General features: G+C 50.2%; 26 protein-coding genes. 2 read left to right on the forward strand and 24 right to left on the reverse strand.

What is annotated here, in order from left to right:
- The first annotated feature begins 181 nt into the window (after positions 1-181).
- Both BL249_RS08495 and BL249_RS08500 read left to right on the forward strand, forming a co-directional pair.
- Entirely contained in the window at positions 182-1453 is a 1272-nt protein-coding gene (locus BL249_RS08495) for a tyrosine-type recombinase/integrase (RefSeq protein WP_099707094.1), read from the forward strand.
- Between the two features lie 430 nt (positions 1454-1883).
- Positions 1884-2969 carry an acyltransferase family protein gene (locus BL249_RS08500; protein ID WP_099707095.1) on the forward strand — a complete coding sequence of 362 codons (1086 nt, stop codon included), beginning with the start codon at positions 1884-1886 and terminating at the stop codon, positions 2967-2969.
- 58 nt (positions 2970-3027) lie between these two features.
- Here BL249_RS08500 and BL249_RS08505 read toward each other — a convergent pair whose 3' ends face one another.
- The 24 genes from BL249_RS08505 to BL249_RS08625 form a co-directional block, all read right to left on the reverse strand.
- Positions 3028-3981, reverse strand: coding sequence for a phage tail protein (locus tag BL249_RS08505; RefSeq protein WP_241898862.1), 954 nt, complete (start codon positions 3979-3981; stop codon positions 3028-3030).
- A gap of 142 nt (positions 3982-4123) precedes the next feature.
- A complete protein-coding gene (locus BL249_RS08515; RefSeq protein WP_099707096.1) occupies positions 4124-4828 on the reverse strand; it encodes a hypothetical protein in 705 nt (234 codons plus the stop codon).
- 3 nt (positions 4829-4831) lie between these two features.
- Positions 4832-6250 (reverse strand): ubiquitin-activating E1 FCCH domain-containing protein, encoded by a 1419-nt coding sequence (locus BL249_RS08520; RefSeq protein WP_099707097.1) that lies wholly within the window; start codon positions 6248-6250, stop codon positions 4832-4834.
- A complete protein-coding gene (locus BL249_RS19230; protein WP_099707098.1) occupies positions 6247-6579 on the reverse strand; it encodes a hypothetical protein in 333 nt (110 codons plus the stop codon). Before BL249_RS19230 ends, BL249_RS08520 begins: the two co-directional genes overlap by 4 nt.
- Complete coding sequence (locus BL249_RS08530; RefSeq protein ID WP_099707099.1) at positions 6576-7292, reverse strand: hypothetical protein; 717 nt, start codon at positions 7290-7292, stop codon at positions 6576-6578. Before BL249_RS08530 ends, BL249_RS19230 begins: the two co-directional genes overlap by 4 nt.
- Positions 7289-8314, reverse strand: coding sequence for a hypothetical protein (locus BL249_RS08535; RefSeq protein WP_099707100.1), 1026 nt, complete (start codon positions 8312-8314; stop codon positions 7289-7291). The genes BL249_RS08530 and BL249_RS08535 overlap by 4 nt, the downstream gene beginning before the upstream one ends.
- The gene (locus BL249_RS08540; protein WP_099707101.1) at positions 8314-8589 is read right to left on the reverse strand and encodes a hypothetical protein; all 276 of its coding nucleotides are present in this window, start codon (positions 8587-8589) and stop codon (positions 8314-8316) included. The genes BL249_RS08535 and BL249_RS08540 overlap by 1 nt, the downstream gene beginning before the upstream one ends.
- On the reverse strand, positions 8586-9320 hold the full coding sequence (locus BL249_RS08545) for a hypothetical protein (protein ID WP_099707102.1): 735 nt from the start codon (positions 9318-9320) through the stop codon (positions 8586-8588). The genes BL249_RS08540 and BL249_RS08545 overlap by 4 nt, the downstream gene beginning before the upstream one ends.
- The gene (locus BL249_RS08550; protein WP_143354809.1) at positions 9320-10954 is read right to left on the reverse strand and encodes a hypothetical protein; all 1635 of its coding nucleotides are present in this window, start codon (positions 10952-10954) and stop codon (positions 9320-9322) included. Before BL249_RS08550 ends, BL249_RS08545 begins: the two co-directional genes overlap by 1 nt.
- Before the next feature lie 219 nt (positions 10955-11173).
- Positions 11174-11758 carry a hypothetical protein gene (locus tag BL249_RS08555; protein ID WP_099707104.1) on the reverse strand — a complete coding sequence of 195 codons (585 nt, stop codon included), beginning with the start codon at positions 11756-11758 and terminating at the stop codon, positions 11174-11176.
- A 5-nt stretch (positions 11759-11763) separates the two neighbouring features.
- Positions 11764-12201 (reverse strand): hypothetical protein, encoded by a 438-nt coding sequence (locus BL249_RS08560; protein ID WP_099707105.1) that lies wholly within the window; start codon positions 12199-12201, stop codon positions 11764-11766.
- A gap of 3 nt (positions 12202-12204) precedes the next feature.
- Entirely contained in the window at positions 12205-13599 is a 1395-nt protein-coding gene (locus tag BL249_RS08565) for a hypothetical protein (protein ID WP_099707106.1), read from the reverse strand.
- Positions 13600-13603: 4 nt separating this feature from the next.
- The gene (locus tag BL249_RS08570) at positions 13604-14542 is read right to left on the reverse strand and encodes a hypothetical protein (RefSeq protein ID WP_099707107.1); all 939 of its coding nucleotides are present in this window, start codon (positions 14540-14542) and stop codon (positions 13604-13606) included.
- Entirely contained in the window at positions 14526-14960 is a 435-nt protein-coding gene (locus BL249_RS08575) for a hypothetical protein (RefSeq protein ID WP_092879943.1), read from the reverse strand. The genes BL249_RS08570 and BL249_RS08575 overlap by 17 nt, the downstream gene beginning before the upstream one ends.
- Positions 14957-15385, reverse strand: coding sequence for a hypothetical protein (locus BL249_RS08580; RefSeq protein ID WP_092879946.1), 429 nt, complete (start codon positions 15383-15385; stop codon positions 14957-14959). The genes BL249_RS08575 and BL249_RS08580 overlap by 4 nt, the downstream gene beginning before the upstream one ends.
- Positions 15382-15864, reverse strand: a complete 483-nt coding sequence (locus BL249_RS08585) for a hypothetical protein (RefSeq protein ID WP_099707108.1) — start codon at positions 15862-15864, stop codon at positions 15382-15384. Before BL249_RS08585 ends, BL249_RS08580 begins: the two co-directional genes overlap by 4 nt.
- 67 nt (positions 15865-15931) lie before the next feature.
- Positions 15932-16963, reverse strand: coding sequence for a DUF2184 domain-containing protein (locus tag BL249_RS08590; RefSeq protein ID WP_099707109.1), 1032 nt, complete (start codon positions 16961-16963; stop codon positions 15932-15934).
- Between the two features lie 16 nt (positions 16964-16979).
- The gene (locus BL249_RS08595; RefSeq protein ID WP_099707110.1) at positions 16980-17840 is read right to left on the reverse strand and encodes a hypothetical protein; all 861 of its coding nucleotides are present in this window, start codon (positions 17838-17840) and stop codon (positions 16980-16982) included.
- A gap of 12 nt (positions 17841-17852) precedes the next feature.
- Positions 17853-19469, reverse strand: coding sequence for an NUDIX domain-containing protein (locus BL249_RS08600; protein WP_099707111.1), 1617 nt, complete (start codon positions 19467-19469; stop codon positions 17853-17855).
- A 12-nt stretch (positions 19470-19481) separates the two neighbouring features.
- Positions 19482-20303: a hypothetical protein gene (locus tag BL249_RS08605; RefSeq protein WP_099707112.1), complete on the reverse strand. Its 822-nt coding sequence runs from the start codon at positions 20301-20303 to the stop codon at positions 19482-19484.
- The gene (locus BL249_RS08610; RefSeq protein ID WP_099707113.1) at positions 20300-21715 is read right to left on the reverse strand and encodes an anti-CBASS protein Acb1 family protein; all 1416 of its coding nucleotides are present in this window, start codon (positions 21713-21715) and stop codon (positions 20300-20302) included. The genes BL249_RS08605 and BL249_RS08610 overlap by 4 nt, the downstream gene beginning before the upstream one ends.
- Before the next feature lie 12 nt (positions 21716-21727).
- Complete coding sequence (locus BL249_RS08615) at positions 21728-22999, reverse strand: hypothetical protein (protein WP_099707114.1); 1272 nt, start codon at positions 22997-22999, stop codon at positions 21728-21730.
- On the reverse strand, positions 22989-23531 hold the full coding sequence (locus BL249_RS08620; RefSeq protein WP_099707115.1) for a terminase small subunit: 543 nt from the start codon (positions 23529-23531) through the stop codon (positions 22989-22991). Before BL249_RS08620 ends, BL249_RS08615 begins: the two co-directional genes overlap by 11 nt.
- Positions 23532-23545: 14 nt before the next feature.
- Positions 23546-24033: lysis protein (locus tag BL249_RS08625; RefSeq protein WP_342633914.1), on the reverse strand; the 488-nt coding region annotated here is incomplete at its 5' end.

Below are 24033 nucleotides of genomic sequence, written 5' to 3' on the forward strand. Positions count from 1 at the left end.
CGCCCTACAGGATTCGAACCTGTGACCTACGGCTTAGAAGGGCAATAACTTATTGTTTTAATTGATAACAAGTGGTTTCACTCAATTTCAACATTTTGTTTTATAAGCAATTTTAGATGTTGTCTGATTTCACCCCATAGCATAGTATTTCGTCATAACGACACCCGTAAGAGCACCCGTAATGGCAGGAATACTACTCACAGACAGCAAGATCAAAGGTATCAAGCCCAAAGAGCAAGCGTACTACGTGTGGCAGGCATCAGCCACCAGAGGTACAGGTCGCTTGGGCCTGAAAATCTACCCTTCCGGCAGAAAGGTTTTTGTTTACAAGTACCATAAGGATGGTGCTCGCAAATTCCTTTCGCTGGGAGATTATCCCGCCATAACTCTCGCTGAAGCAACAGCAAAATCCCTCACCGCAGCCGCAAATCTCACCGCGCCAGAAAAGTCTATTGCAGAGCATGCAACTATAAAACAACTGTTTGACGATTACATCATCGCCCAGAAAAAGCTAGGACATCGCTCTTATGACAAAACAAACAGCAGGCTCAACCAGGTGTTAGCCAGTAAGTACATTGACCCTGCTACGCCTGCGAAAGAAATCACACCAGTTCAGATTAAACATGTCCTTGCTGAGTTCATAGAGCGTGGAGCGAATGCCGGAGCAAATAAGGTCAGAGCTAACCTGCATGCTGTATTCAATTTTGGGCTGTTCGCTGATAACGATCCGGCGAACATCAATGGTAAAACCATTTACGGGCTTGACCGAAACCCGGTAAGCGTCATTCCACCACAAAAGGGCGCAGATAAGGCTCTGGATCGTTTTTTGTCATGGGACGAACTCAGTGAGCTATTGCAATTGCTCACAGTACCTGAATCAGCTTGTCCCATACATCCTGACTTCGCTCAACTGCTCTTGTTGTGTATCTTTAGCGCCGGTCAGCGTCCGTGGGAGATAATGACCAATACCAGCGACCAGTGGGATGAGAAAAACATGACTCTGACAGTACCACCCCACATATCAAAAAATAGTGATTTTCACGTTATTCCGCTGAACAAAACTGCCATGAAGATCCTGAAACGCCAAAGGGAAAAATACCCGGACGCGGCTTTTCTATTCCCCGGCAATACCAAAGAAGGTCATTTGCTGTCTGCTGAGTATAGTAAGCAGTTACGAAAATTCTGCAAACTAACCGGTTTTGAGAAGTTCACCCCCAGAGATATTCGTCGCACCTTCAAAACTTTGGCGGGGGATATGGGGATCAGTTCAGAAATGCGCGACAGATTACAAAATCACAAAAAACCAGGGGTATCGACCAAGCACTATGATCGTTACGATTATCTGAGAGAGAAACGTGAAATTATTGAGCAATGGGAATCGCGTCTGATTGATTTACATGGAGAGATTGACATCCTCCCCGCCCTGAAGGACGGGGTTTTACGGCGCATCTGATAAATATCACATATGCTCGGTATTATCTCGGCCCTGATACCATGTGCCGCACTGCCTTTCTCTGTTCTGTACTTAAGGATTATATTCTGCAGATGGCCTAAGTGCTTATTAACAAATGGAATTAGCCTTTTTTGCGCCAAGAAATGAGGGATTTCTGCAGGAACTGTTTCTGACTCAACAGGGGCATTTTTGGCGATCCACCCGCTGTAGTACATCCCCATTGACTCCATGAAGTCAGACTGGTTGACATCCTCCCCGCCCTAAAGGACGGGGAGGATGTCAATACCCCTCGACCAAGCCCCACCCAACACCCATCAAAAAATCTTAACTGTTTAGTGAAAAGTTGGGGCGGGTGTGGGATGATTGGGGGAGGTAAACACGCTGATCCGACAGAGTATTTCGACAAAAATATTGCCACTGATGGTTCTTAATGAAAAATAAGCTTGAATCTATTCAAATTTTACGCGGATTAGCGGCATTATCAGTTGTTATATTTCATTATCGCTTCTTCCTGCCACCTGGTAGTGCCGCTCGTAGCATACTTGACAAATCATTCTGGTGGGGTGGGGTTGGAGTTGACCTATTCTTTGTGATAAGCGGTTTTATAATGGTTTATGTTACTGAAAATAAACCAAGTGGTGCTAAAACCAGTATGAGTTTCTTGTCTAACAGACTAACCAGGATACTTCCTACTTATTATGTCGTTTTATTATTTGTTTTTTTAACCAGTGGGGCGATGAGTATATTTCATCACCCCGAAAAAAGCTCTAATTTAGTCAGCGCAATGACTTTCCAACCTTACGTAGCCACACCCGCGCCGTTGTATATCCCTGATAGCGGAATGTATAATGTAAGATGGACACTGAATTATGAACTTTATTTTTATTTTATTTTTTCATTATGCTTACTAATAAAGCATCGATTCACAGCTATTTGTGTTTTATTTTCGCTACCAACTATTTACGCATATTTTTCAACAGGCAGTGTCACCCTATCAACAGCGGGTTATAGTTTTGACTCAGCATCACTTCGATTTTTAACCAACCCTATTATCTTTGAGTTCGGCATAGGAATACTATCGGGAGTTTTATACTTCCGCTTTAAGAACAAATCCATACTTAAAAACCCATATATTTTATTATCTTGCGTAATAGTTACAATAGGTGGGATTTCCTCAGGATTTCTTATACAATACAATTTAATTACATCTATCATGTTCTCCTTTCTTGTCTTATTATTTTCCTTGCAAAACGATTCTATTTTAAAGTTCACGCCAAAAATATTCATAACGTTAGGTAACATATCATTCTCTTTATATCTTATTCACAACCCCCTTGGTGGATATATACTTGGCTTAGCTGAAAAGGTACAACATGGAGCATTAAAGTCACTTATTGGAATAGCAGTCATATTATTCATTACCTTAATCACATCATGGCTATCGCATAAATACATTGAAATAAAACTAACTAAAAAAGTGCGTGATTTATTGAAAAGTATCGCATTCAACAAATAAAAAGACCTCGAAATAAAATAAAAACTAAGGCGATAAGCGGTGCCTTAGTTTTAACTTGTTACGCGTCTCGATACCACCCCATCAGTTTAATAAATGAGTTAGCTACAGAGAATTCAGATCCAGAACCTACGTTATCTGTGGTTCCCGAAAAAGTGTGGGAGTGAGGGCCAATATGTACATTATGTACATGTTCGCCTGCATCGTTTGTTGAAAGCGTAGCCTTGGCCCCTTGATAATAGACCCCGCTATGCCCTTCATTACCAACACCACCTACATCTGTAGTATGGTTGTGATTACCCTGAGCATCAGTTGATTTCGTACCGTAATCAAACGTGCTGGTATTAGCCGAGAATGTATGCGCATGTGCGGGTAGATTGCCAGTAGTTAAAGTAACCGAATCTGAGCCGCCCGTAGTCATCACATCGCTGCCGTTGGCGCTGGCCAGACGCACCGTGCGGTTCTCACCGATATATTTCCATGTAGTACCGGGAAATAATTTATTCGGGTCTTTATTCTGAGCGAACCACGTCACAATTCCGACAGGATAAATGCTATTAATATTAACAGCATTCGCCAGCGCATCTTTCACCGCTTTAGGCGTTGCGGCCACGTTTTCTGCGTCGCTATTAGTTGCGCTGCTCAGTTGCGTAATGCCCGCCTGAGTGAGTGATGCAACCGGGAGATTGGTTATCCCATCGATAAGGTACCTGATAGTGCCGGCAGTCAGCATATTAGCGACCAGATCGTTAGCCGACCACGCACGCGCTACCGTTCCTTCCTGCCCGCGCAGAATGGTAAACACATCGCCATTGCGGGCGGTAACGTGCACGATCTCATTAAGCTGGCCCGTCGCGGCATCAATGATAGTAAGCTTAAAAAAGCTTTGCCCCGCTACCGCCGCCGGGAATAAACCCCCTGCACCGGTGTTTACAGATAGCGTGGTTGATGTAGCGTTAATTGATGCCGCAAGAACGCTATTCGCGTTATTTGATACTAATAATGTAAGTGCCATTAATTTTTCCTGTAAAAAAACCCGCTCGATGGCGGGTTGGGATGTTGATTACCTGATAGGTGCGCCCACGGTCGTCTTGGTAATCGGCTGAATTCTCAGCCGATTGAAGATTGAGCGCTTCGAACATTGAGCGGGTATCTGTTCAGCCAACAACAGTCACCGAAACAGGCTGATAAAACGGCATATGCAATATGCCACCTTCAAACGCCTGTTTAAAAAGTGTCGCATAGCCGTAGCTGTTAGCTTTATAGAGGGTACTTTTCGCTTCGTTGAAAGACCGCGAGTTATATTCTGAAGTATTGAGCATCGCGGTTTCAGTCAATTCGCGATAACCATTGATAATTGACACTGCCGCGCCCGCATCAGAGAACAGCACTGAAACACTCCAGCGCTGATCGTTCACCACGTCCGCACCATTAACGCCAGTCAGGAATCGCAGTACGCGCCGTTTAAGCCACGGTATCGTGAAGTGAAAGCCGTCACCTTTATAAAAATTCCACGTCATTACGCGCTTAAACAAATCGTCTGACGTTTCGACTTCGGCATCTGACGTCACAACGTCCCACGCATTAATCGCCAGTTGATTAAACGCCAGCGCGTTGTATGCGCCATAGCTGCGCTGGCGGCGGTTCATCAGTATCGGTGCGTCTGCTCCGTACAGTCCCTTCAACAGCCAGCGTAATTCCTGCCCTGCATGCCCGTTACCCGCATAAACAGCGAGATTCGCATTTTTCAGCCAGCCGTATAAACCCTGCGCCAGCGAATTATACGTATCAATGAATGCCTGTAGATTTTCGTCATCGCTGTACTGCTGATAAAGATACGCCGGGATAATTTTATCGCTCACTGTTTACCCCTCCGTTACCGTGACCCCGTCCGCCGCGATGTACCAGTAGCTGTACGGGTCACCGGTAATAATATCCATCCCTGCCTGCGGCGCGGTTATAACGCCGTTGACGGTTACGGTGACATCGAGCGCGCTGATTAAGTCCTGGTTAAGAATTGAAGAAATGGCACTGAGAAAAATATCTTTAACTGTGTTCAGATTCAGCGGTTTTCCCGCGTAAAGCTGATTGATGTAAGCGATAACCGGCGCGGACACGACAGAATTAACACTTTGGGCGGTGAGGTAGTTCACGCCGTCCGGCCGCCATTTGAAGAATATTTTAACGCTCTGCTGGAGCGGGATAACGAAAGGTATGAGATAGGTATCAGGCCAGTCAGTCACCGTTACGCGCTGATTACGCAGATTCGGTGTGACTTCACCGCCTCCCGTCCAGGTTCCGGCACCGCTGGTGTCGGAATTAAGGGAAAAGCTGTGCGGACTCAGTACGCTGATTTTAAACGGTATACCGTTGATCCCTGTCATCCCCTCTACGCTCTTGAGAATGACAGTCTGGCCGTCGCTGAAACCGTGCGTGATATTAGTTGTTACCACGCCGGGGCTGGCTGAGGTGATGCCAGTAACCTCAAGTACGCATCCCCTCAACCGGCTAATGTCGCCCGCCGACTGATAAATCGCCGCTGCCATTGCGTAGGTATTACCACCCCCGCACATAATGACCCATCGATCGCCGTCGGCAATAACCGCTGTCAGACGAAGATTGATATTAGCCACATTTGCCAGCGCGGTACGTATAAAGCCGGGGTAGCCCTGTACGGTCGGGATACCGGCGTCCCACACGCGGGCGCGATACTGTGCGATCGTCTCTGCGCCACTGCCGGGTATCCCCGGGGTTTTATTCGTGCAGCTTAGCGTAATCCCAGCGGGAACCCCTGTTACAATACGCGTAACTGTTCCTTCGGGCACCGCGAAGGCACCGCCCACGGTAGCAATACAGGTAACCGGATCGGATTCGCCATCCGCATTAATAACGATGGCGTAGGGTAATGCGAAAGTGTGACTCCCGTCCGAAACCTGGAAGCCTTCGGGGATAATAAACGCCGCAGGCCCCGTAAAAGTAACGTCTACTGCGGTAAATCCGGCGATTTTCTGTCCCTGCACGCCGTATTGCTGAGCAAGCAAATTTAAGACAAAAAGATTGGCTGTCAGCGGGCTGACCGAGTTGATAGCATCTACTCTGGCCTGGTCGCAGATCAACAGTGCGCCAGTGCTCGTGCTTGCGATATCTTCGATTAAAGAGCCAGGGAGTTCTGTTGTAATTCCGGGCGCGAGTTGTGTTGCTATGCTGACTATTTTTTCACGTAGCGCGGCGGCGGTTTGCACCTGCGGCCCCGAGCTGTTCCACTCAACAGGTAAGTCACTCACGTTACTATCTCCGCTACTATTTTTGATCCGGATTGTGTTATCGCTGAAATGTTGTAAACGGGGGGACCGCTCTGAGTCAGGGCAATGCTTAATGACGCAAATTTGCCGCTAAACTGCCGCCGGATACGGTCTACATAGTACGTTGGCAGTATCTGCTGTATAACTGACCCATTCGCGGGGATACCGTGCGTGGCATAAAAAGGGGATTCCTGGGGCGACAGTTTCAGCGTCTGAATTAAAGTCGTTAACCATACGCTGTCATCGAATCCGTTAGCGTCAGTCTCAACCCTCCGCCATTTTCCTGACTTGTCCCGGCCATATGTTCTCAATGTGTTATCCCCCCGGAAAATTTACTTACGGGCGCGCCCGTGTCCGCTCCCTCATTACCATTGCTGTGCTGGTGCGTATTCAGCCACTGAACCAGCGCACTAAAACCCTCCTGCATAATTGCCGGGCTGGTCATGGCGGCTCCGTCGGCCAGGGTTCCGTTACTACCCGTCAGTGACCATCCCTGTGCATTTAGCGTAAGCGTGGAGCTGGCGGCACTGACTTTGAACGTATCCGGGGTAACAATAGCAATGCTGTCGGGACGCAGAATAAACGTGGTTTTAGCGCTGGAATCACGCAGTGTCACACCCTCCGGGCCATAAGCGGTTAGCATATCGGGGTCAACGCTCTGCCATTCAGTATTAGAAACCGGAAGGAACACCAGCGCGCCGAGATTCGGGGGCGGAGTCATATCCGCCACGCCACCCCCCTGCCCGCTCACACCCCCGAGATAAGTATCCGCCGGAATAACGATCCCCCGGTCCCCGGTTTGCATCGGATAACGAACGTACTGTGGGCCGAATAAGGGGATCGTGACCTGTGGTAACGTCCAGGGAATATCGCGCAGAAGGAATTTAACGGTGATCATGTTGCCATTTCGGGTTACGACTTCCGCAGGTAAAATTTTGCCCTTCATCTGCATGGCCTGAGTTATCCGGTCACTGACAAAGCCGTGCATGTTCCTGCTGAAATTAATCTTACTGTCAATACTCATGCAGTTTTCTCCAGCAGGGGGTAAGCTTCAATAATCGTCATCCAGCTGGCTCCGTCCGCCTGCCTGCTGTTGCCGAGTATCCGCACTGAGGACACGCGGAACACCCCGGTAAAAGCTACCGAATTTTTATACTGTGAATATGATGAATCTGTCAGCGTCGCGCGCGACTGCGCCGGCAAACGGATTGCATCGCCGACCATTACGTCGCCACGTAGCACACACTGCACGCTGACCGTGCCAAAGCCTACCCATGTCGGCTGGCCAACAAGATCAACCGGGTTAATTTGTATGATCCTGTCACCTTTCGCTTGCGTAACAGGCGCACTACCCGGCGTTGACGGGAGTTGTAACTGATTTGCGTTATCGAATACTCTGATTTTATCGGCGCTGACCATCACGATATCCACACCCTTATAACCGGGCATCGTGATAATACTTTTGCTTATCGCGTTAAGTGATATCGCCATTTCGCTGAGGCTGCCGCAAAACATCGGATAATCGTAATTGTTGACCAGCCGGTCACTGATATTGATATCAAAAGCAAACTTATTCAGCGTCTGAAAACATTGTGTCAGCGCGACGGAAAGTTCAGTACCCTTATTCCACGGTAACGTGAGATTAATAGCGGGCAATGCCGCTCCGTTTTGGCCCACGGAAGGCCCCGGCATCACGACGAAATCAAGGCGTATTTCTGTCCCTATCCAGTTGCCGTATACTTGCCAGATGTAGCCGTCAAGAATAATGCTTTGCTGGGCGGGGTTCGCCAGTGGAAGCCCCGCTGACATGCCGGCACGCAGGCGCATACGCTTGTTAAATAAATCTTGGGTAGCCTGCTGCATTTCTTTCTGACTGATTCCCCACAGGGTGACGTGACTGCCTCCCTGCGGCGTCGATTCTCCAAAGCGCTGAATATCAAATTCGATCATTAGGGCACCGGGGTCGTAAACGCCATTCGCCAGGCTGCCGTAATGACGGATCGCTTTTCCGCTTTCATCCAGTATCGTCAAATCGTAATAGCGCATCAGCCGGTTACCTCTATTACTCCCGTGTCGGCGAGCCACGACAGGGACGCACCGGGAAAGATATCTTTAACTAAATTGATTTCACGCCCCCGCACAGACTCCGACAGCGCGACGGTGCGCAATAGTGTTCCCGAACCGTCAGTAACTACCAGGTACCAGCGCTGCGCCGACATATTCCAGCGGATCTGGCAGTTAACCGCTTCGCCGTTAATTGTCGGGCTGAAATGCTGGCTTTCGTTCTCGTTTCCGGTAAACGGAAAGGTTTCCGTAGTCACAGTCCCAGCCTCCCGATTAATCCCGTAATCTTCCCGGCTACGTTTGAGAGGTCACCCGCAACGCCTGATATCCCACTCCCTAACGCGGTATTACCCAGCGCTGAAAACGTATTAGTCCAGGCGCTTGAGTTAACTTTGTCCCCGCTGTCAAGTTTGCCCAGGAAACTATTTACGGCGTTTGCCGCTTCTTTTTGCGTTATCAGCGGTTTTTCAAAATCCCAAAGCCACTGGCTTTGTGGCAATGGCTCACTACCGCTGGTTACGTCTGAAACGGTTTTTAGCACGCAACCGCTGTAAAAAGCGGCGGGGGTAGCCACGACATAGGTTCCCCCGAGATTACTGTGGGCCTCGATAACTGACTGGAGCGCACTCAACGTAACGAGTTTTGTTATTGCGCCAGTATTTTCATTAACCGGCGCGGACATCATCATTGGAATGCGTAGTGGCTGTGCCAGTAGCGCATTGGCCGCTACGGACTGATTAAAAAAAGGATATCGTGCGATGTCATAGTCGATCAGCGTTCCGCCCTGCGCCGGTCGCCAGTGGCAGAAATACTTATCAAGTGAAGTAAGGTTAAATGCTCCGCTCAACAGGCCGCTGACAAAGCTGGCGCTTTGCGTAATCGCGACGACAGGTAACATACCGCCGGGAATACCTGCAGCGATACCATCACAGAAAATAACCGGCGAAATCTGGAAGCCCAGCCGGTAGATCTCGCGGGAGATAGCCATCAGTGCGCCCCCCTCAGTTGGGTGCTCGACACCAGGGCGCTGCCTCCGGTGTTATTTTCGATCATGAGTTTCACCTGGGATGGGGTGTAATTTGATTTGTTGTTTTCAACTTTTGACATAGCGGAGATCAACTTTGAAAGTACGTCAAGGTTACTCAGGTCCAGATGCTCATCCGCTTTATAGCCGGTATTTTTAACGACACTATTTATATAAGACCGTGTGTCGTTACCATCTGATTCGGGCGCCCAGCGCTTAATAATCCCGTTAATTGTATCCACCCTTGCACCGAATGTAGCCCCGCTCCCGTACCGCGCCAGTTGCATCGCCGCGGCATGAAAACCCTGATTCATATTTTTGAAAACTGCGAAACCATCCCGTTTTACCGCACCGGGAGCACGGCGCAAATTAAGCGGATTATTATTACGTTCGGAAACAGGGGCGGTCTTACTATAATTCAGCACTAAACCGTGGCTGTTCAAAAATGCTTTCCTGTCAGGACCAAGCAAACTGGGAGCAAGCCTGATCTCTGCTTTACTGTCTGTTTCTTTCTTCAGACCAAATAAATGCAGTAAGAGTGACGTTCCTCTGGCCAGGCTCGCTACGCCGCGCATAAAGTCTCTTACATCCCGGGGGAATTCAGGCGATGAAAGATAGCTACTGAAGCGCTTTATGGCATTGCCAAGCCAGTCTATCCCCGCGCCTATCGCGGGTGATTTCATTACAGCACTGACGGCATCAGAGAACGCCGATGATAACCGCGTAAGCTGCGGTGCCAGCGGCAACAGACCCCGGACAAAGGTACTCCGGATATTCAGCCGGCTGCGGTCAAGCTGTACGTTAAAGTCCTGCCACTGCCTGAGTTGATTATCCGTCAGTTGCAGGCGCTGCGCGTCCGCCGTCGCCTGTTTTGCCATCGCATCGATTTGGGCGTCACTGTATTTACTCAGGCGCGTCAAATCTTCCATCGACATAAAGCTTGTCAGCCCGTATGCCTCAGCCCCCTGTTGCGTGCGTCCCGTTTGGTTAAAAATATCACGAGCGTTGCGCAATAGTTCCGGCAGTATTTTTGAAGGGTCCGCATCTGGATTTTTTATGCCCAGCGCCTGAAACTTCCAGCGCTGCCCGAGATCAAGCTGGGCGTTTCTGATAGCGCCGAGTGTTGCCGTTGCGTTTCCTAAAATCCGGTTGAAATTGATGTTACTGGCATCGAGTCCGCCGGATGTAGTGTTAAGGCCTTGCGCATTGAATCGCTGCAACGACGCCACAGAAGCTAATTTATTTATGCCGAAGAGTCCGCCCGCACCCAGCACGCCTGAAAAAATGCCGAGGATTTTCCCCCAGGACAACAAGCTTCCTGTAGCACTTTTAATATGCCCCGCCAGGCTTTTTGCGTGCTGATTTGCTTTGCGCAAAAAAGTTGCCGAATCCCGGGATTTTTTACCAAAATCGCCCTGGCGTTTAGTTGACTGAGTGAGTGAGCCGTTAAGTTCACCAACACTGGCGTTAAGCGCCGTTAGCGCAGCTATTCCGGCATTGAAAGCCGCCGAGACAGACTCGGCTCCTTTTTGCGCGCCGCCCACTTCTTTTGCAGTAATTCCGATACCCTGCGCGATACTTCTCCACTGCTCCGGCATCTGCTCAAGCGATTTTTGATAATCGTTATATTTAGCCAGAAAATCCTGAAACTGGCTGTCATCCAGATTGACCTCAATAATACTCTTAGCCGACATTGAAGTAGCCTCCGTGTTTCAGAGCGTCGAGAATAAAGCGCTGGCGAAAATGAAGTGGGCTTTTGAACCGTTCGCAGTCGAGTTCCCGGCACAGGGCGCTGAAACCTTCGTTAGAGGCCCAGTCTAGGACGGTATAAATGATGTTTCCTGCGGGACACTCGGGGTCGGGGTATCGGTATCCGTTTTCAACGTCGGTAAAGAAGCGTTGTACTCCGTAGCGCTCAACGATGTAAGTTGCCCACTGTACACACCCAGGACCGCCCCGATCGTCCCGGGTATTAAGCTGCTTTTCTGTATCGCAGAGCTGACAATAAAAAAAACAATCTCGCCCTCAACTTCGCGGTATTCATCCGGCGTTATCACCCCCTGGCTTACTGCGGTGTCCAGCGGTATGTTTTGCCAGTCGCCGGATATTTTACATACGACGGTGCTCATGCGTGCGATATCATCAAGAAGCGTCGGGCGCTTTTCTGTACCCCTCGCGTTATCCCCTTCCCCCAACTGAATGGCCTTGCGCAGCATCATAGCCGCGACACGAGTAGATCCCAGCGCGCCAACCGTTGAGAAGAAATTGTTAAAAAGACTACCAAGAAGAACGCAGTTTTCTTCCACGACTTCGTGAGGTAACGGAATAACATGCACGTATACTATTTCTCCGTCGTCACGATTAACTGAGGTGACAAAGTTCAGCTTTTTATCAATTCGCATCGCTATTAATCCCACATTTTATTATTGGTTATCAGATACCCGGTTATCGTGACTACGTAACCCGCGTCCGCGCCGCTGAAAGTCAGTTCGTTGAAATTGACCAGATAACAGTTATGCAACGTAATAGCGTTAAAGGGTGTCGCGTCGGGCGTTACTACCACTTCTCCCAGCGCTGTATCATTAATAAACTGATTCTGATAGCTCACCGCGAGCGCCTGCGTTTTAAGCAGATGAACGGTCACTGTTGCCTGCTGATACGGTGCCTGACTGCCGATCGTGCCCGTCATCGTAGCGATGATATCGGTAGCCGCGCCGTCGGGTCGTAAGCTGATCCCGTCTTTACCGAGATACGACGCAGTTACATTCAACACCGGGATATCAGTAACAGTCATGCTGCCCCGGACTCTGTTAAGAAAGCCCTGAGGAATTAATGGATTGGACATGCCTTATGCTCCCGCGAAATTAGTGACATTCACATTGAATGTAATCGACTCAAAGCCCCTCGACGGCGTAAGCACAGTACTGAGGCCGCCATATTTACCCTGGGCATAATCCGAGGGGTTAAGGCTTGTGTAGCTCGCAAAAGGCACCGCGTTGATCACAGCACTGCCTGCAAACTGCCCTTTATTGTATGCGTCGTTAAAATCACTCTGGATCATGCTTTCACCCAGGGCCTGCCCAAGTATCAGGCCGTAACTTATCCCTGAGCGTAACGTTTTCAGCGCGCGGCGCTGTAGCCTGTCTATCCCCTGCTGATTGTAATAAAGCGGGTTGACGCTGGTGTTAGATCCGTTGATGATTTCGTTTGCGATATCAAGTTCAAGATTGATCGCGCACCACGCGACGGCATACCAGTAATTAAAAGGGTTTCCGTCCAGCATATGCCCCGCTACCAGCATTTTATTGCTAAGTCCCCCTTCCGCAGCGGTGCCGATGTAATTAATGCTGTTAGCCTGCAACGTCTTTAGCAAAGCGCCATTGCCCGCCGCCGGATAAGCGGTCACGCCGTACATAAAGCGCCACGCCATCGGAGGCGTCATATTTGATGAACCCGGATCGTTGGATAAAGCAGACTGGAAAGGGGCAGCCATCGAAAATTCAGTGGCGCTTATGCCTGGGGCTTCGACGCCTGCAAATACATTTGGATATTTTTCCGAGGCCCAGGCCTCCCAGGTCGCGGTTGTCGTAGTAACAAAGAATTTAACCAGCGATCCGGCTGACGTGTAATTGTTCACCAGTGCGCGGAATGTTGATTCCGTGTCCCATTCCCGCGGCGTCAGATATGAAAAAAACTTCTGGTAGGTATTGCCGAGTGAGGTATCTTCACTGATGAATGTACCGAGCGCTTTCACTGCGGCCGGTACGCTTAGCTCACCGAGTTCCAGAACATAAACCGCACGCCCGGAACCCTGCGCCCAGTATGTTGCGCTCATCTGCTGTATTTCACCCGCGGCGACTGAGGAGACGGTGCCCGTTGTGGTTGCGGTTCCCGGATCAGCACTCAGAGCATAAGTAAGGGTTTTATCCCCGGTCACGGTCGACGTAAACGCCCCGTTATAGCCAGCGGGGATACTTCCCGCAACGATGATCGGGACGTTATCGCCCTCCCGCCAGCCGTGCGCCTCTGCCAGCGTGACGGTCACTATTCCTGTTGCCCATGCGAGAGAAGATATAGCTTTAGCCGGGGCGAGAATCGCATTGATGTCCTCTGCTGAGGTCAAAAGCTGATAGCTGCCAGGCGCGAGGGTCGTACCGCCTGTAGAAACCATCGCACCGGATTTAAGCAGAGCCGAAGGCCTGGGGGGATCGGTTACCGACACATTAATATTAACAATAGACATTGCGTTATTTCTCCGGGAATAAAGACGGAATTGCAGATGTGATCAGTCCACGGGATAGGTTTCTCATCCGCTGCTGATAGTAATTAATTCTGAATTTGATAGTTTTCCGCTGCGCGAGAATATTCAGCTCGTTCTGCGTAACGCGCTCATCCTGCACGACGGGGGTATTCATTACTCCCATTTCCGCTGTGTCGCTCAGCGTGTAGTCCTGGATATAGCTTAAAAAATCCTGCACGAGCGCGTTACGCAGGCCGGTAATGGCGAGCGTTACATCTTCGGAAACCAGCTGATATTGGTTCTGATTCTCGTCAAGAAAGAAGGCCCCCGCGATTGGCGCGGTATTACTGCATTTAATTGTCGCGTAGGGCGGCGACAGGTTTTGTAGTGCCAGCATTGCCGGATACATTGGCATAAACTTATTAAGTGCCAACCAGACCGGCAACGAGTTAGATACCACTACATCATTGAGATCGATATCTGCGGCAGAATTGATAATCTGCGATCGCATGTGAGGATAAATCGCTTCGCCGGTGTAGTGATAAAGGTTCGCGGGTTCATTCAGTCCCGTACGGCGCGAAAAAGAGAACTGAATGCCGAAAAACTCGCCGATGTAAATCGCATCTGAACCAATATCGTTAAACGGATCGATATCCGCCTGCGCTGTGAATGTCACCACGTTACGATCGTATAACTGCTCATCATCCTGTATAGATTCAGTCGTCAGATGCAGATAACCCTTAACGCTGATTGTGTCCGGCTCACTACACCTACTTTCGTCAAGCAGAGAGGCTTTAATCCAGAACACGAAACCATCAAGCGGTAAAACTTTGCGGATATACCTGGTAAAAGTCACGCTCTGAAACTGACTCAGGTCATCAAGACCCGTCGTCAGTGTGGCGTTTAACTCTGTTTTTGCGGTACTAAACTCACTCAGGGAAGGCATTGAGCACCCCGCTTACCCAGGCGCGCATAGAAGCCTGATAGGTTCCGGTATCGATAAATGAAGGACGCGGGTTGCCTTTCTTGTGTTTGAAGCGTTTGGAAATTCCGAGCAACGCGCGGCGCGTGGGTACGCCCGGCAAGCCGTTCATTTCTTCGTTATCAAGAAAAGCGACAAACAGGTTGTGAATATGCGACATTGATTCCGCAAGCGGATCGCGGTTCGCGGATGCCCCCGCCAGCAAATTTTCAAGTCCGGCTGCCATGTCTTTCGTTATCAGATCAGCGATATCGTTTTTGTGACGATCGAAGAACGTCTGCATGATGCGGTACTTAGACTCAAGATATCCCGCGACGTCGCCGGTAGTCGTGTTCTCATCTTCGTAGGGAATATCAATAACGCCGAGATGAAAAGTAATCATGACAACCCCCACAGGCTTCCGAATTGTTGAGCGATCATCAGGTAGCGGCGGCCCCACGGATCTTGCAGCATTTGTAAATCCGATAGCGATAAATCTTTAAAAAAATCCGGGGCAAGTCGCTGGGCACTGGTTGCGTTATCCGACGCCCCGGTTATCACCCCGGATTTAAAATCATTCAGTCCTTTAGCGCTCCTCAACTTCGCCAGCACGGGTTCAGTTCCGTAGTTGACGAGAAAAGACGCCGCGAGGTTGTAGACGGCGCTGGCATACAGGATTGGCATAACCGTTTCAATTTCACGATTAACCCACTCCACCGCGCCGCTGTACGCTGCCGTAAGAGACCCGGACGCGTCCGGGATATCGTCTGCCGTAATGCCCATTTCAGTGCGAACGAATCCGATAAAACCGGCCACGCTGATCGTCATTTTTTCCGGCTCCCGGATTTGGGCGTCACTATCGTTTCGTTAATATCTGATACGTCGTCTCCGTCATCCCTGCCCTTAGTTCGCTCTGCGCTAAACTCCATCTCCCCGGAATATCCGGTGCCACTTTCGCGTAACGTGCTGTCCAGTGCGGCAACAGAAGCCTGCCGGCGGTTGTGAGCCTCACGCGTAAGATGATGATCGTTATCACGTAGCGTTTTTTCGATGACTGCCGACGAAACGGGCTTATTAATGCTGTAGCACAAGCCAATAAACGCTTTACTCTGATCTATTCTGCTGGAGTCTACTAACCCGTATGCCTGATGATGTTGAATAACTGCGTCAATTTCATCTGAGGAGCCTTCAAGTACCTGCATCTGGCCCCCGTGCGGTATGGGGATCTGGCGCAGGCGACCCGTTTCCAGCATGCGGAAAGTAAAAACGTGGCGTTGCTTAGTCGTATTAGCGATGTAAAGTTTCATTGTTTACCCCACAAAAAAAAAGCTCCGCGGAGTTTCCCCGGCGGAGGCTTGTTTAATTCTCAATAGATCAGGCGCTGTATTTCATCGAAAGGACGGTTATGGCTTCCGGGCGCACAGCCCAGCCCGATGTTGAGCGCATTTCTGACAGCACATCAACCGCGCCGCCGGGGATAGGGGTCGGAATTTCACGCGGTGCCGCCATGTCGCAGAACATCAGCGCGTTAGCCGCGAGAGACGGGGACAACCTGGCAAATTCGTTAGTATTCACCGTTGAATTGGTCATCGGCACCTCAACTTCGGGAACCGTAATAATCACGGCATCGGTATTCCCCGCACCGGCGCCGATAAGCGTATCGTCATATACCCAGTCAACCCGAACGTTAGCACCTTTAAGCACCTCTTCTACCATGTTGCCAACGGTATCAGTACCGCCGCCGGGACGCTGATAAGATGTCAGTTGTACAACCTGCTGAATCTCCATCGCGCCCAGCACCCTTTGCGGACCAAGTATTACTACACGCTGCTGGCGTCCAAGCTGCATCGTCCGGGTTAGCGCTGCCTGCACGTGCCCGAGCAGATAGACCGCCATTTGTCCGTGATCGTAAGATAATACTGTTGCGTTGCCGCTGGTGTCAGCGGGTAGGGTTTCTGTAGTCGCGCCCGCGGTATTCAGCAGACCTTCGCCCTCTGCTGGGTTCATGCCGTTCAGCAACGCGGATCGTAGCTGTTGAAAAATACCCTGACGCATACCTAAACGCTGTGCTTCCGGTAATGCGATATTCCAGTTCCCGGCCGCCGCCATATCGTGATGATCATAAATTCCGCGACAACGAAAAAGGTATGTCGGTGTAGATATCATTCGTGTTTCAAGTGCCACGCTGGGAAGCTGATTGCCATTTCCCGACTGGCTTGATGTGACCTGCGTGCGGATATCAAGACGACGCAGATAAGCGTATTGATCGCCAACGCCAAGGCGTATTTGAGGATTGCCGCTAGCGATAGCTTCAAACGCGCCGGACGCCTGTTGATAGCCAATTATCATCTCAGGCGCGATATACGACGGATTGACAATAGTGTAACTGGGAGTGATTGCAGCCATTTAATTTTGCTCCGGATTATAATAAGACAAGCGCGCAGCTGTCTTCGTTTTTCCACGTCAGAAAGCCCTTCACGCTGTCATAACTGACGGTATTTGAGTTACCCGATTCAATAGCGATCAGTTTCACGGGCAATGCAATATCAGTAAGCGCTACGGCACCCATATTTCCTTGCGTAGTCGCAGGGCCGGACGGGACCGCCGCGGGGGTATAAGTGAACGAGGTAGTAGTGGGCGCTGACAAAACGATCACAGTACCGTTGTACGCTTCAGGGGCCACACCGCTTATTTTTACGTACTGGCCTGCTACCAGTCCGTGAGCGGATGCCGTAGTCGCTTTAGCAACGCCATCTTCATAGCTAATCGCCGTTGTAGCGATATCAGCGCCCGAAAATCCGGCAGATGCTGCGGTTGTCAGCTGACTGTTAACAAAATCCCACGCCAGCGGCGTTTTTACCGATGCCCCGGATGTACCCAGCGCGACCACTTCCGGAGAAGCTTTTAGCGGTACGCGCATATTCGAGCCAAGACGATAGTAAGAAACGCTCATGCCTGACGCATACAGCGGCACTGGAGACTGAGGCGTGGTAAGCCCGTTATGTGCCTGGTTGAATACCGTGAAACCTTCAATTCCCGACAGAGATACCGCTCTGCGAATTGTTGATCCGCGTGGGCTGGAATTCGTTCCGGGCAAATTCTCGGCAACGGGTAGACCGCCCCACAGCGGCTGTGTCTCGTTTTCCGCTACCGTTCCCGCTGCAAGATTGAAGCGGTTTGCGGGGTCGTCCAGCGCCACGCCCTGGATGTACCCATCTGACTGAACACCGAATGAACCGAGGGCGTTAGTCGTCGCCATCGGATTAAGAGATAAACTTGCCATTAATTACTCCTTTTAAGCCTGGTTATTAAATCCGGTGACCTGACGCTTACCCGCTTTGAAGGGTGCCCATGCTGCTGACGGATCGCCCTCAAACGTACTAATCTGACGTCCTGTTGCATCTGCGCGTTTTATTTCGCGCAGGGTTCCGGGCGAGACCGACAAACTCGCTGATTTCTGCGCATCGGCGTAGATCTGCTTCTCAGCAAATCCCAGCAGCGCGGAATCGGCGATTGACGATAAATCCACGGCTTTAAAATCAGGGGAATGCTCCTGTAGTTGCACCATCAGCCGCCTGCGGTAAGCCAGCGGTTTTTCCCCGGATAGCGGGATCGGTGCGCGCTTCCCGAAACCTGAAAACACGCTATCGGCTTTTACCTGTGCGTCAGCCACTTCGTTACGCTCGGAGTCGCTTAGCTCAGTCGGAATGCGTGCGCGTAACTCCGCGATCTCATTGCGAAGCTGAGAATCTGCTTTTTCTTTTGCCAGGCGTTCAGCCTCTTCAGCATCTGCCTTTTCTTTGGCCTCCGCGTCGGCTTTTTCCTTGGCGCCCTTCTCTTCTGCGTCGGCCTTGGCTTCTTCTGCTTCTTTCGCCTCAGAATCAGCTTTTTCCGCTTTCTCTTCCTTTTCTTTCGCTTCTGCATCGGCTTTGGCTTTTTCGGCCTCCGCATCGGCTTTCGCTTCGCGTGCGTCCATGCACTTATTAAACATCTCTACAAACTTTTCCTCGTCCATTTTTTCAGCCTCATTTGGAATGGAATCAGATTTAACACCAGTAGGGGCCAGGAGTTTGTCCCACACCCCCTGTTCACAAATTGCAACGTGGTCGAGCAGCTCAGGGGATGGCTCCACCAGTAGAGGCTGACCGTCGATCTCAATGATTGAATCGGGCACCTCAACAAATTTGACGGTTGGGGAGGTGCTTAATTGCCGGGTCGCCATAATTTCGGCAGCCTCGGCGTCGTATACGCGCGCAATGGCCCACACCTCGCCATTATCAGCAACCCAGCTGTTGGTCAGGGTGCCGATAACGCGTTTTGCGAACTCATCACTATCGAGCGTATTTTTCTCGGGGTGCAGCCAGATTAGAGGTAACCCGGCCACACGCTGGAGAAATTCGGGGGTGAGATAGTCATCCGGATTGCGGAAGGTCATCTGTTGGTCTGCGGAGCGCCAGGTAACCCCTGTTCCTGTCACCCGGATGGCGAACATCCACATGTTGATAAAATACTGCGGGCTGCTTAATGTTCCGTCAGCGATAAGCGCGGCCACTTCGGTTTCGTTGAGCGATTGCTCTGACAAAACCTCTGCAAAGGGCTGATGCAACGGCTTCGGCAAATCGTCAATATGAAACCATCCAGCGCCAAGCGACTCGTCGTTAATTACTGCGTCAAACTGATCGGGCACGGTGGCGCGCAGCGTGAGATAATCACCGGAAACACTTTCCGGTGTCAGCGGGCCGTCGTACTGATAGCCCACTTTCTCCTGTACTTCTCGCCGTGCTGCGTCTACAGCAAGCTCACCCGGCGCAACGTCGCCGCCGGGTATGCACCACATTCCATCGTCTGAGCGCTGGATCAGGAAGACGAACTCACCTTGACGAAACATTATCCCGCTACCAGAAATAGCCACGGATTAATGCTCCTATGCTGCTTTTAAGGACTCCAGAAATTGCTTACCTTTTTTAGTCAGCATTTCTTGAGGGATACTGCGAAGGTTGTAGATGTAGGTAACGTAACAGCGGCAAAAAACCTCTTCACCTGGCTGGGTAATTTCATCCAGATAGCCCGCATTGCCGGGTTTGATATAGCCTTTTTTCTGCGCCCAGTTGCCGCGGATAAGATATGTGAGCTGGTCCCGCTCTTTGTGGTCCCGCCGGTAGTCATATCCGGGTTGTCGCCAGTGGCTGTGCCAGACCGCGGCAATTGCGTTATTATCTGTTGCGATGACGTTATCGATATTAGCTATCAGCTTGTGATTTTGATCAATCATCACCCGACGCGCTTCAAAATCGACCTGCTCTGCACTCTTTTGGATGTGCTCTGCCGTTTTTAACATCGCGCCTTGTACGCCGCGTAACGCTATCGAATCCGCGCTGGGGATGCTGCTGGCCCATCCGCTGAACCGCGAGAGCGTCGTAGCAATCGCTTTTTGTCGGTTAAGCTTTATCAAATCAACGCTTGCCAAAATTCGTCTGTCCAGCTCTGTCCGAAGTTTCGGCTCGATATAGTTGAGAGTGAAACGGGAAACACCTGGATGGCGTCTCAGCGCTTTAGCGCGGCTGATTTGCATTTCATAGGTATGCCGCAGGTGACGTGAAACCCTGTCGAGGAAATCACCCGATGTTTCACCCTCTGCCGCGCCCCTGATAATGCTTTGCCAGCGCTCCAGCTCTTCCCGCGACGAATAGCCGTTTCGCAGGAAGTATCTGACGGCATCCCTGACTTTTCGGGTAAAAGCTCTCATAGCATCATCCCGCCCCCTGGCTCATTTTGTACGGATTGCGCGGGTGGATTGTCCCGTAGCGCATCAAAATCCAGATCAAGGCGTTGCGGGAAAAGATGCTCGTTGGCGTTCGCGTTTTCGCACGCCCACTCTACCAGCGCCGCGCGGTTACCATCGTCCTGATTAAGCTGCGGTAAAAGCACTTCGAGCATGCTCACGATAGCTTTGAAGCGTATTTCATCTACCTTCACTTTTTCGCTTTCAGGCTCTTTAAGAGACGACGGCCAGCGGTATTCAAAGTTGTTGATCCATTTTGAAAAATAGACGCTGTATGTGTCCTCAATCTCTGTAAAATCCGCACGCAGGGAACGGAAAAATTCTATGCTCCAAGCGCGATATTGGCACACCCTGACGAAAAAATCGTAAAGCGGCTCCAGCCAGCCCCGGATATTATCAATGTATACCGCGACAGATCGCGCGTCCTCCGTACCCTCTCCGTAGCCCTGCGCAAATGTCTCTGAGTTCAGAATGATGGCTGGCATATCTGCTGAAGCGGCGATATTTTCAAGTATATGATTGCGTGCGGAGTCCAGCGGTTTTTCAAGATTGCTCAAATCAATGGATTCAATACTGTCCTGCATCCCAATTTGCAGTACTTCGCCGGTTTTTCCCCGCTTAAGCATATGACGCTTAATGCCGTTTAGCTTTTGCATCACACTGTTTGCTATAGAACTTTGATTCTGAATTTTTGTCACCAGCAGCCCACCTTTTGCGGCTACCATGTCGTCTGTGCGCATTGTCTGTATAAAAGACTTGAGCGCGTATAATGCGCGCTGATAGACGCTGCGACCGCTGAAACCGAAAGCCGCAGCGTTGTACGCTAAATAAATTGGATCTTCGTTCTGCACAACCACACAGCGCGATTTATGATACGGTTTCCCCGCGACTCTGATGCCCTCGACACGCTGAAAGTCCAGCGCATTGGGGTCCTGATTCAGCACGATGCTGCCCGCGGTGTTAAGCGGATCAAGAACGTTAAAACTCACGTTATGCTTGTACAGCGTGCGATAGTCCAGCGACTCGTCCGGCGACTGATTATCCACAAGCATCGCCACGGCTGAAACGCCGTAAATTCGGGCGATACGCGCAGCATTAGCGATGTGCCGGTTGGCATTAAGGGCTTTCCATTCTCTTTCAAACGCATCACGCAGACGCTGCTCAAGTCCAAACGCTTGCGCGATATGCACGGCCCTGGGTTCGTTCATAGCCATTTTGACCGGACGGTCCACCATTTTCCCGCCCAGGGGGTGATAGAGATAGATAGTCTTACACGTCTGATAACCAGCAGTTATTCCGGGCTGAATATCGTCGCTTTCCAGAAGCTTAATCAGCTCCGTCGAGTCGCTGCCGAACGCGAAATCATCTTCGTACATAAGTAGGTCCCGTCAGAAGCCCTCGCCGTTACCGAGGCCGAGTGTTACACCGTAGTTGAAACAGTCGAACAGATCATCGTCCTGATTAGCTTCACCAATGATGAACTGCAAGACCTGCGTTAACAGATGATTTTTCTTCGACTGCTTATATTCTGATATTTTTTCGTAAGCGTATTTAGATACGCGTACTTTTCCCGATGCCACGTAGCCAGATATGTTTATTGCGCGTGACTCTTTAGACAGTGCAGTTAAACCGCTGTCAATCGGATGGACGTTCCAGCCTTCGTTAGCGCCCTGCTGAAGCAAAGTAATACCCGTGGCTTTATCTTCGATAAACAAACCCGTACAACCCATTCGCGCCAGGCATATCTCAGCGAGATGTTTTGTTTTATTCACCCACTGCGGAACAACGTCTTTCAGAAAATAGCCGTCTATCTGAATGATGTCCCAGTCTAAAATTATCAGATGTGGGGTCGGATAATTGATAATCGCAAACCAGATACACGCCGAGCCGTCGTTATTAATATCGCCTTTTTGAGCGCAATCCACGACGCCATACACGGTATCGCAGTGCGCCGGATAATCCACCGGTTCACCATTTTCAAGCAGCCAGTCAAGCTTAAAGAAATTTTGGCCGCGCCAGTCGACAAACTCGGCTAAATATTCCTGCTGAACGACAAGCGGGGGCTTGCCTGCGACAATTTGCGCGTACGCAGACGGTTTAATTTGGGGATTAGCAGTAGTAGGTACGTGATGCTCTTCCCACCCCAGTGCTTTATCGTTACACGCCTGATAAAAGAAATTTTCATCGTCTACGCCTTTCGGCGTACCGGCCATGACTGCATCGCCGTCGTAATCAAGCAGGGTCGGTTCAATGGCTTGCTCCCAAATGTCCCGCATTCCTTTTTTAACCAGCGATGCTTCATCAATGATTATTTTATGATATTTGCGGGAGCGTCCGGCGTCCGGGTTGTCCAGCGTCCAGAACTCTACCTGCCCGCCGCCGATCAGCTCGATAATCATATCGGTTTTGCTCGCGCTGACTGTCACCGGCTTTAAAAGGTTGCGTATCGTCTTGTAAGAGGGAAGCAGGATTTTATAAGAGGGCGCGAACCAACCCACCCGCATGCGGTGCGCTGACCAGTTTCCTGCGCACTGTTCGAGCATTGTTGTTTTACCGAAGCGACGCCCCGCGCGGATCACTTTACGTTTTGCCGGAGTACGGTAAATACTTTTCTGTCTGCTGTGAAATGGCAGAAATTCTATAGTATGTTCAGTCGCCATCTGGGGAGTTAACCAGTTTGATGATTACGCCATTCGAGCCGTCCGCGCCTGTAATCTCATTTTTAACGCTATCTTTAAATGCCTGAACGGTCACATGCTTGCCCAGCAGCTCAAGGTTTTTAACTTTGTCAGGCCACTTTATCTTTTTGAGGACGCCGACCATTTCGCGATCTTCCCCACGACCTTCAAATATTTCAGCCAAATCAAACCCACTTAAATATCGACGCCAGACTAAGGGCCATTCACTAATCGGTTTTATAGTCATATCTTCATTTAAAATATCCAGAGCATCCATCTGGTCGATTTCAAACAAGCGCATTAATACATAGTTGGCATCTATACCTAATTGTTCAATCCGTTTTTGTTTAAGCTGTTTAATACACTCAATTACTGCGGCTTCCGTTAGTAAACGCGCACCTATGCTATAGGCAGTCCTCGCACTGTAACCCGCGCGAATAGCCGCTTGTGTTGCATTCAGATCAAGAATGTACTCACGGCAGAACAGCTTTTTTTTGCCGTTTAGTCCTGCCATAAAATAGTTTTCCTCTAATCTTTCGGGGCAAGACATACCGTTCGGATATAATCCTGCAACCCCGCTATTTGGCTTCGGGCAATTTCGATTCTCTTTCTGAGAGTGAAATAATCCCGTTGAGCGGTGTCATTAAGTCCGGCGCGGCTTGCATCATCCAGGCCGCTGGCGGTGGTGAGACTGGGCACGGATTTGCAACTGGCGTTGACGCGCAGCCGCTGGTTACCAGCGATAACACTACGCTCAAGCTGATCGATAGTAGCCTTGGCATCTGTTAGCTCTCTTGTGTATTTAGCATCAATATCCGCCACAACGCGCTGTTTGGCCTGCATATCAACGATGGTTTTTTGTCTGGTCTCTGCCAGTTGTGCGAACTCACGCTGCTTGTCGAGGGCGTGGTGGTAGCTGTCGCGATAGTAGAATGCCAACCGGCCCGCAACGACGATCCCAACGACCAGTATTCCGACAGCCATAGTTCGCCAACTGAATGCGATATTCATCGCAG

This window comes from Erwinia sp. OLFS4, assembly GCF_002752165.1.
Taxonomy (GTDB): Bacteria; Pseudomonadota; Gammaproteobacteria; order Enterobacterales; family Enterobacteriaceae; genus Izhakiella.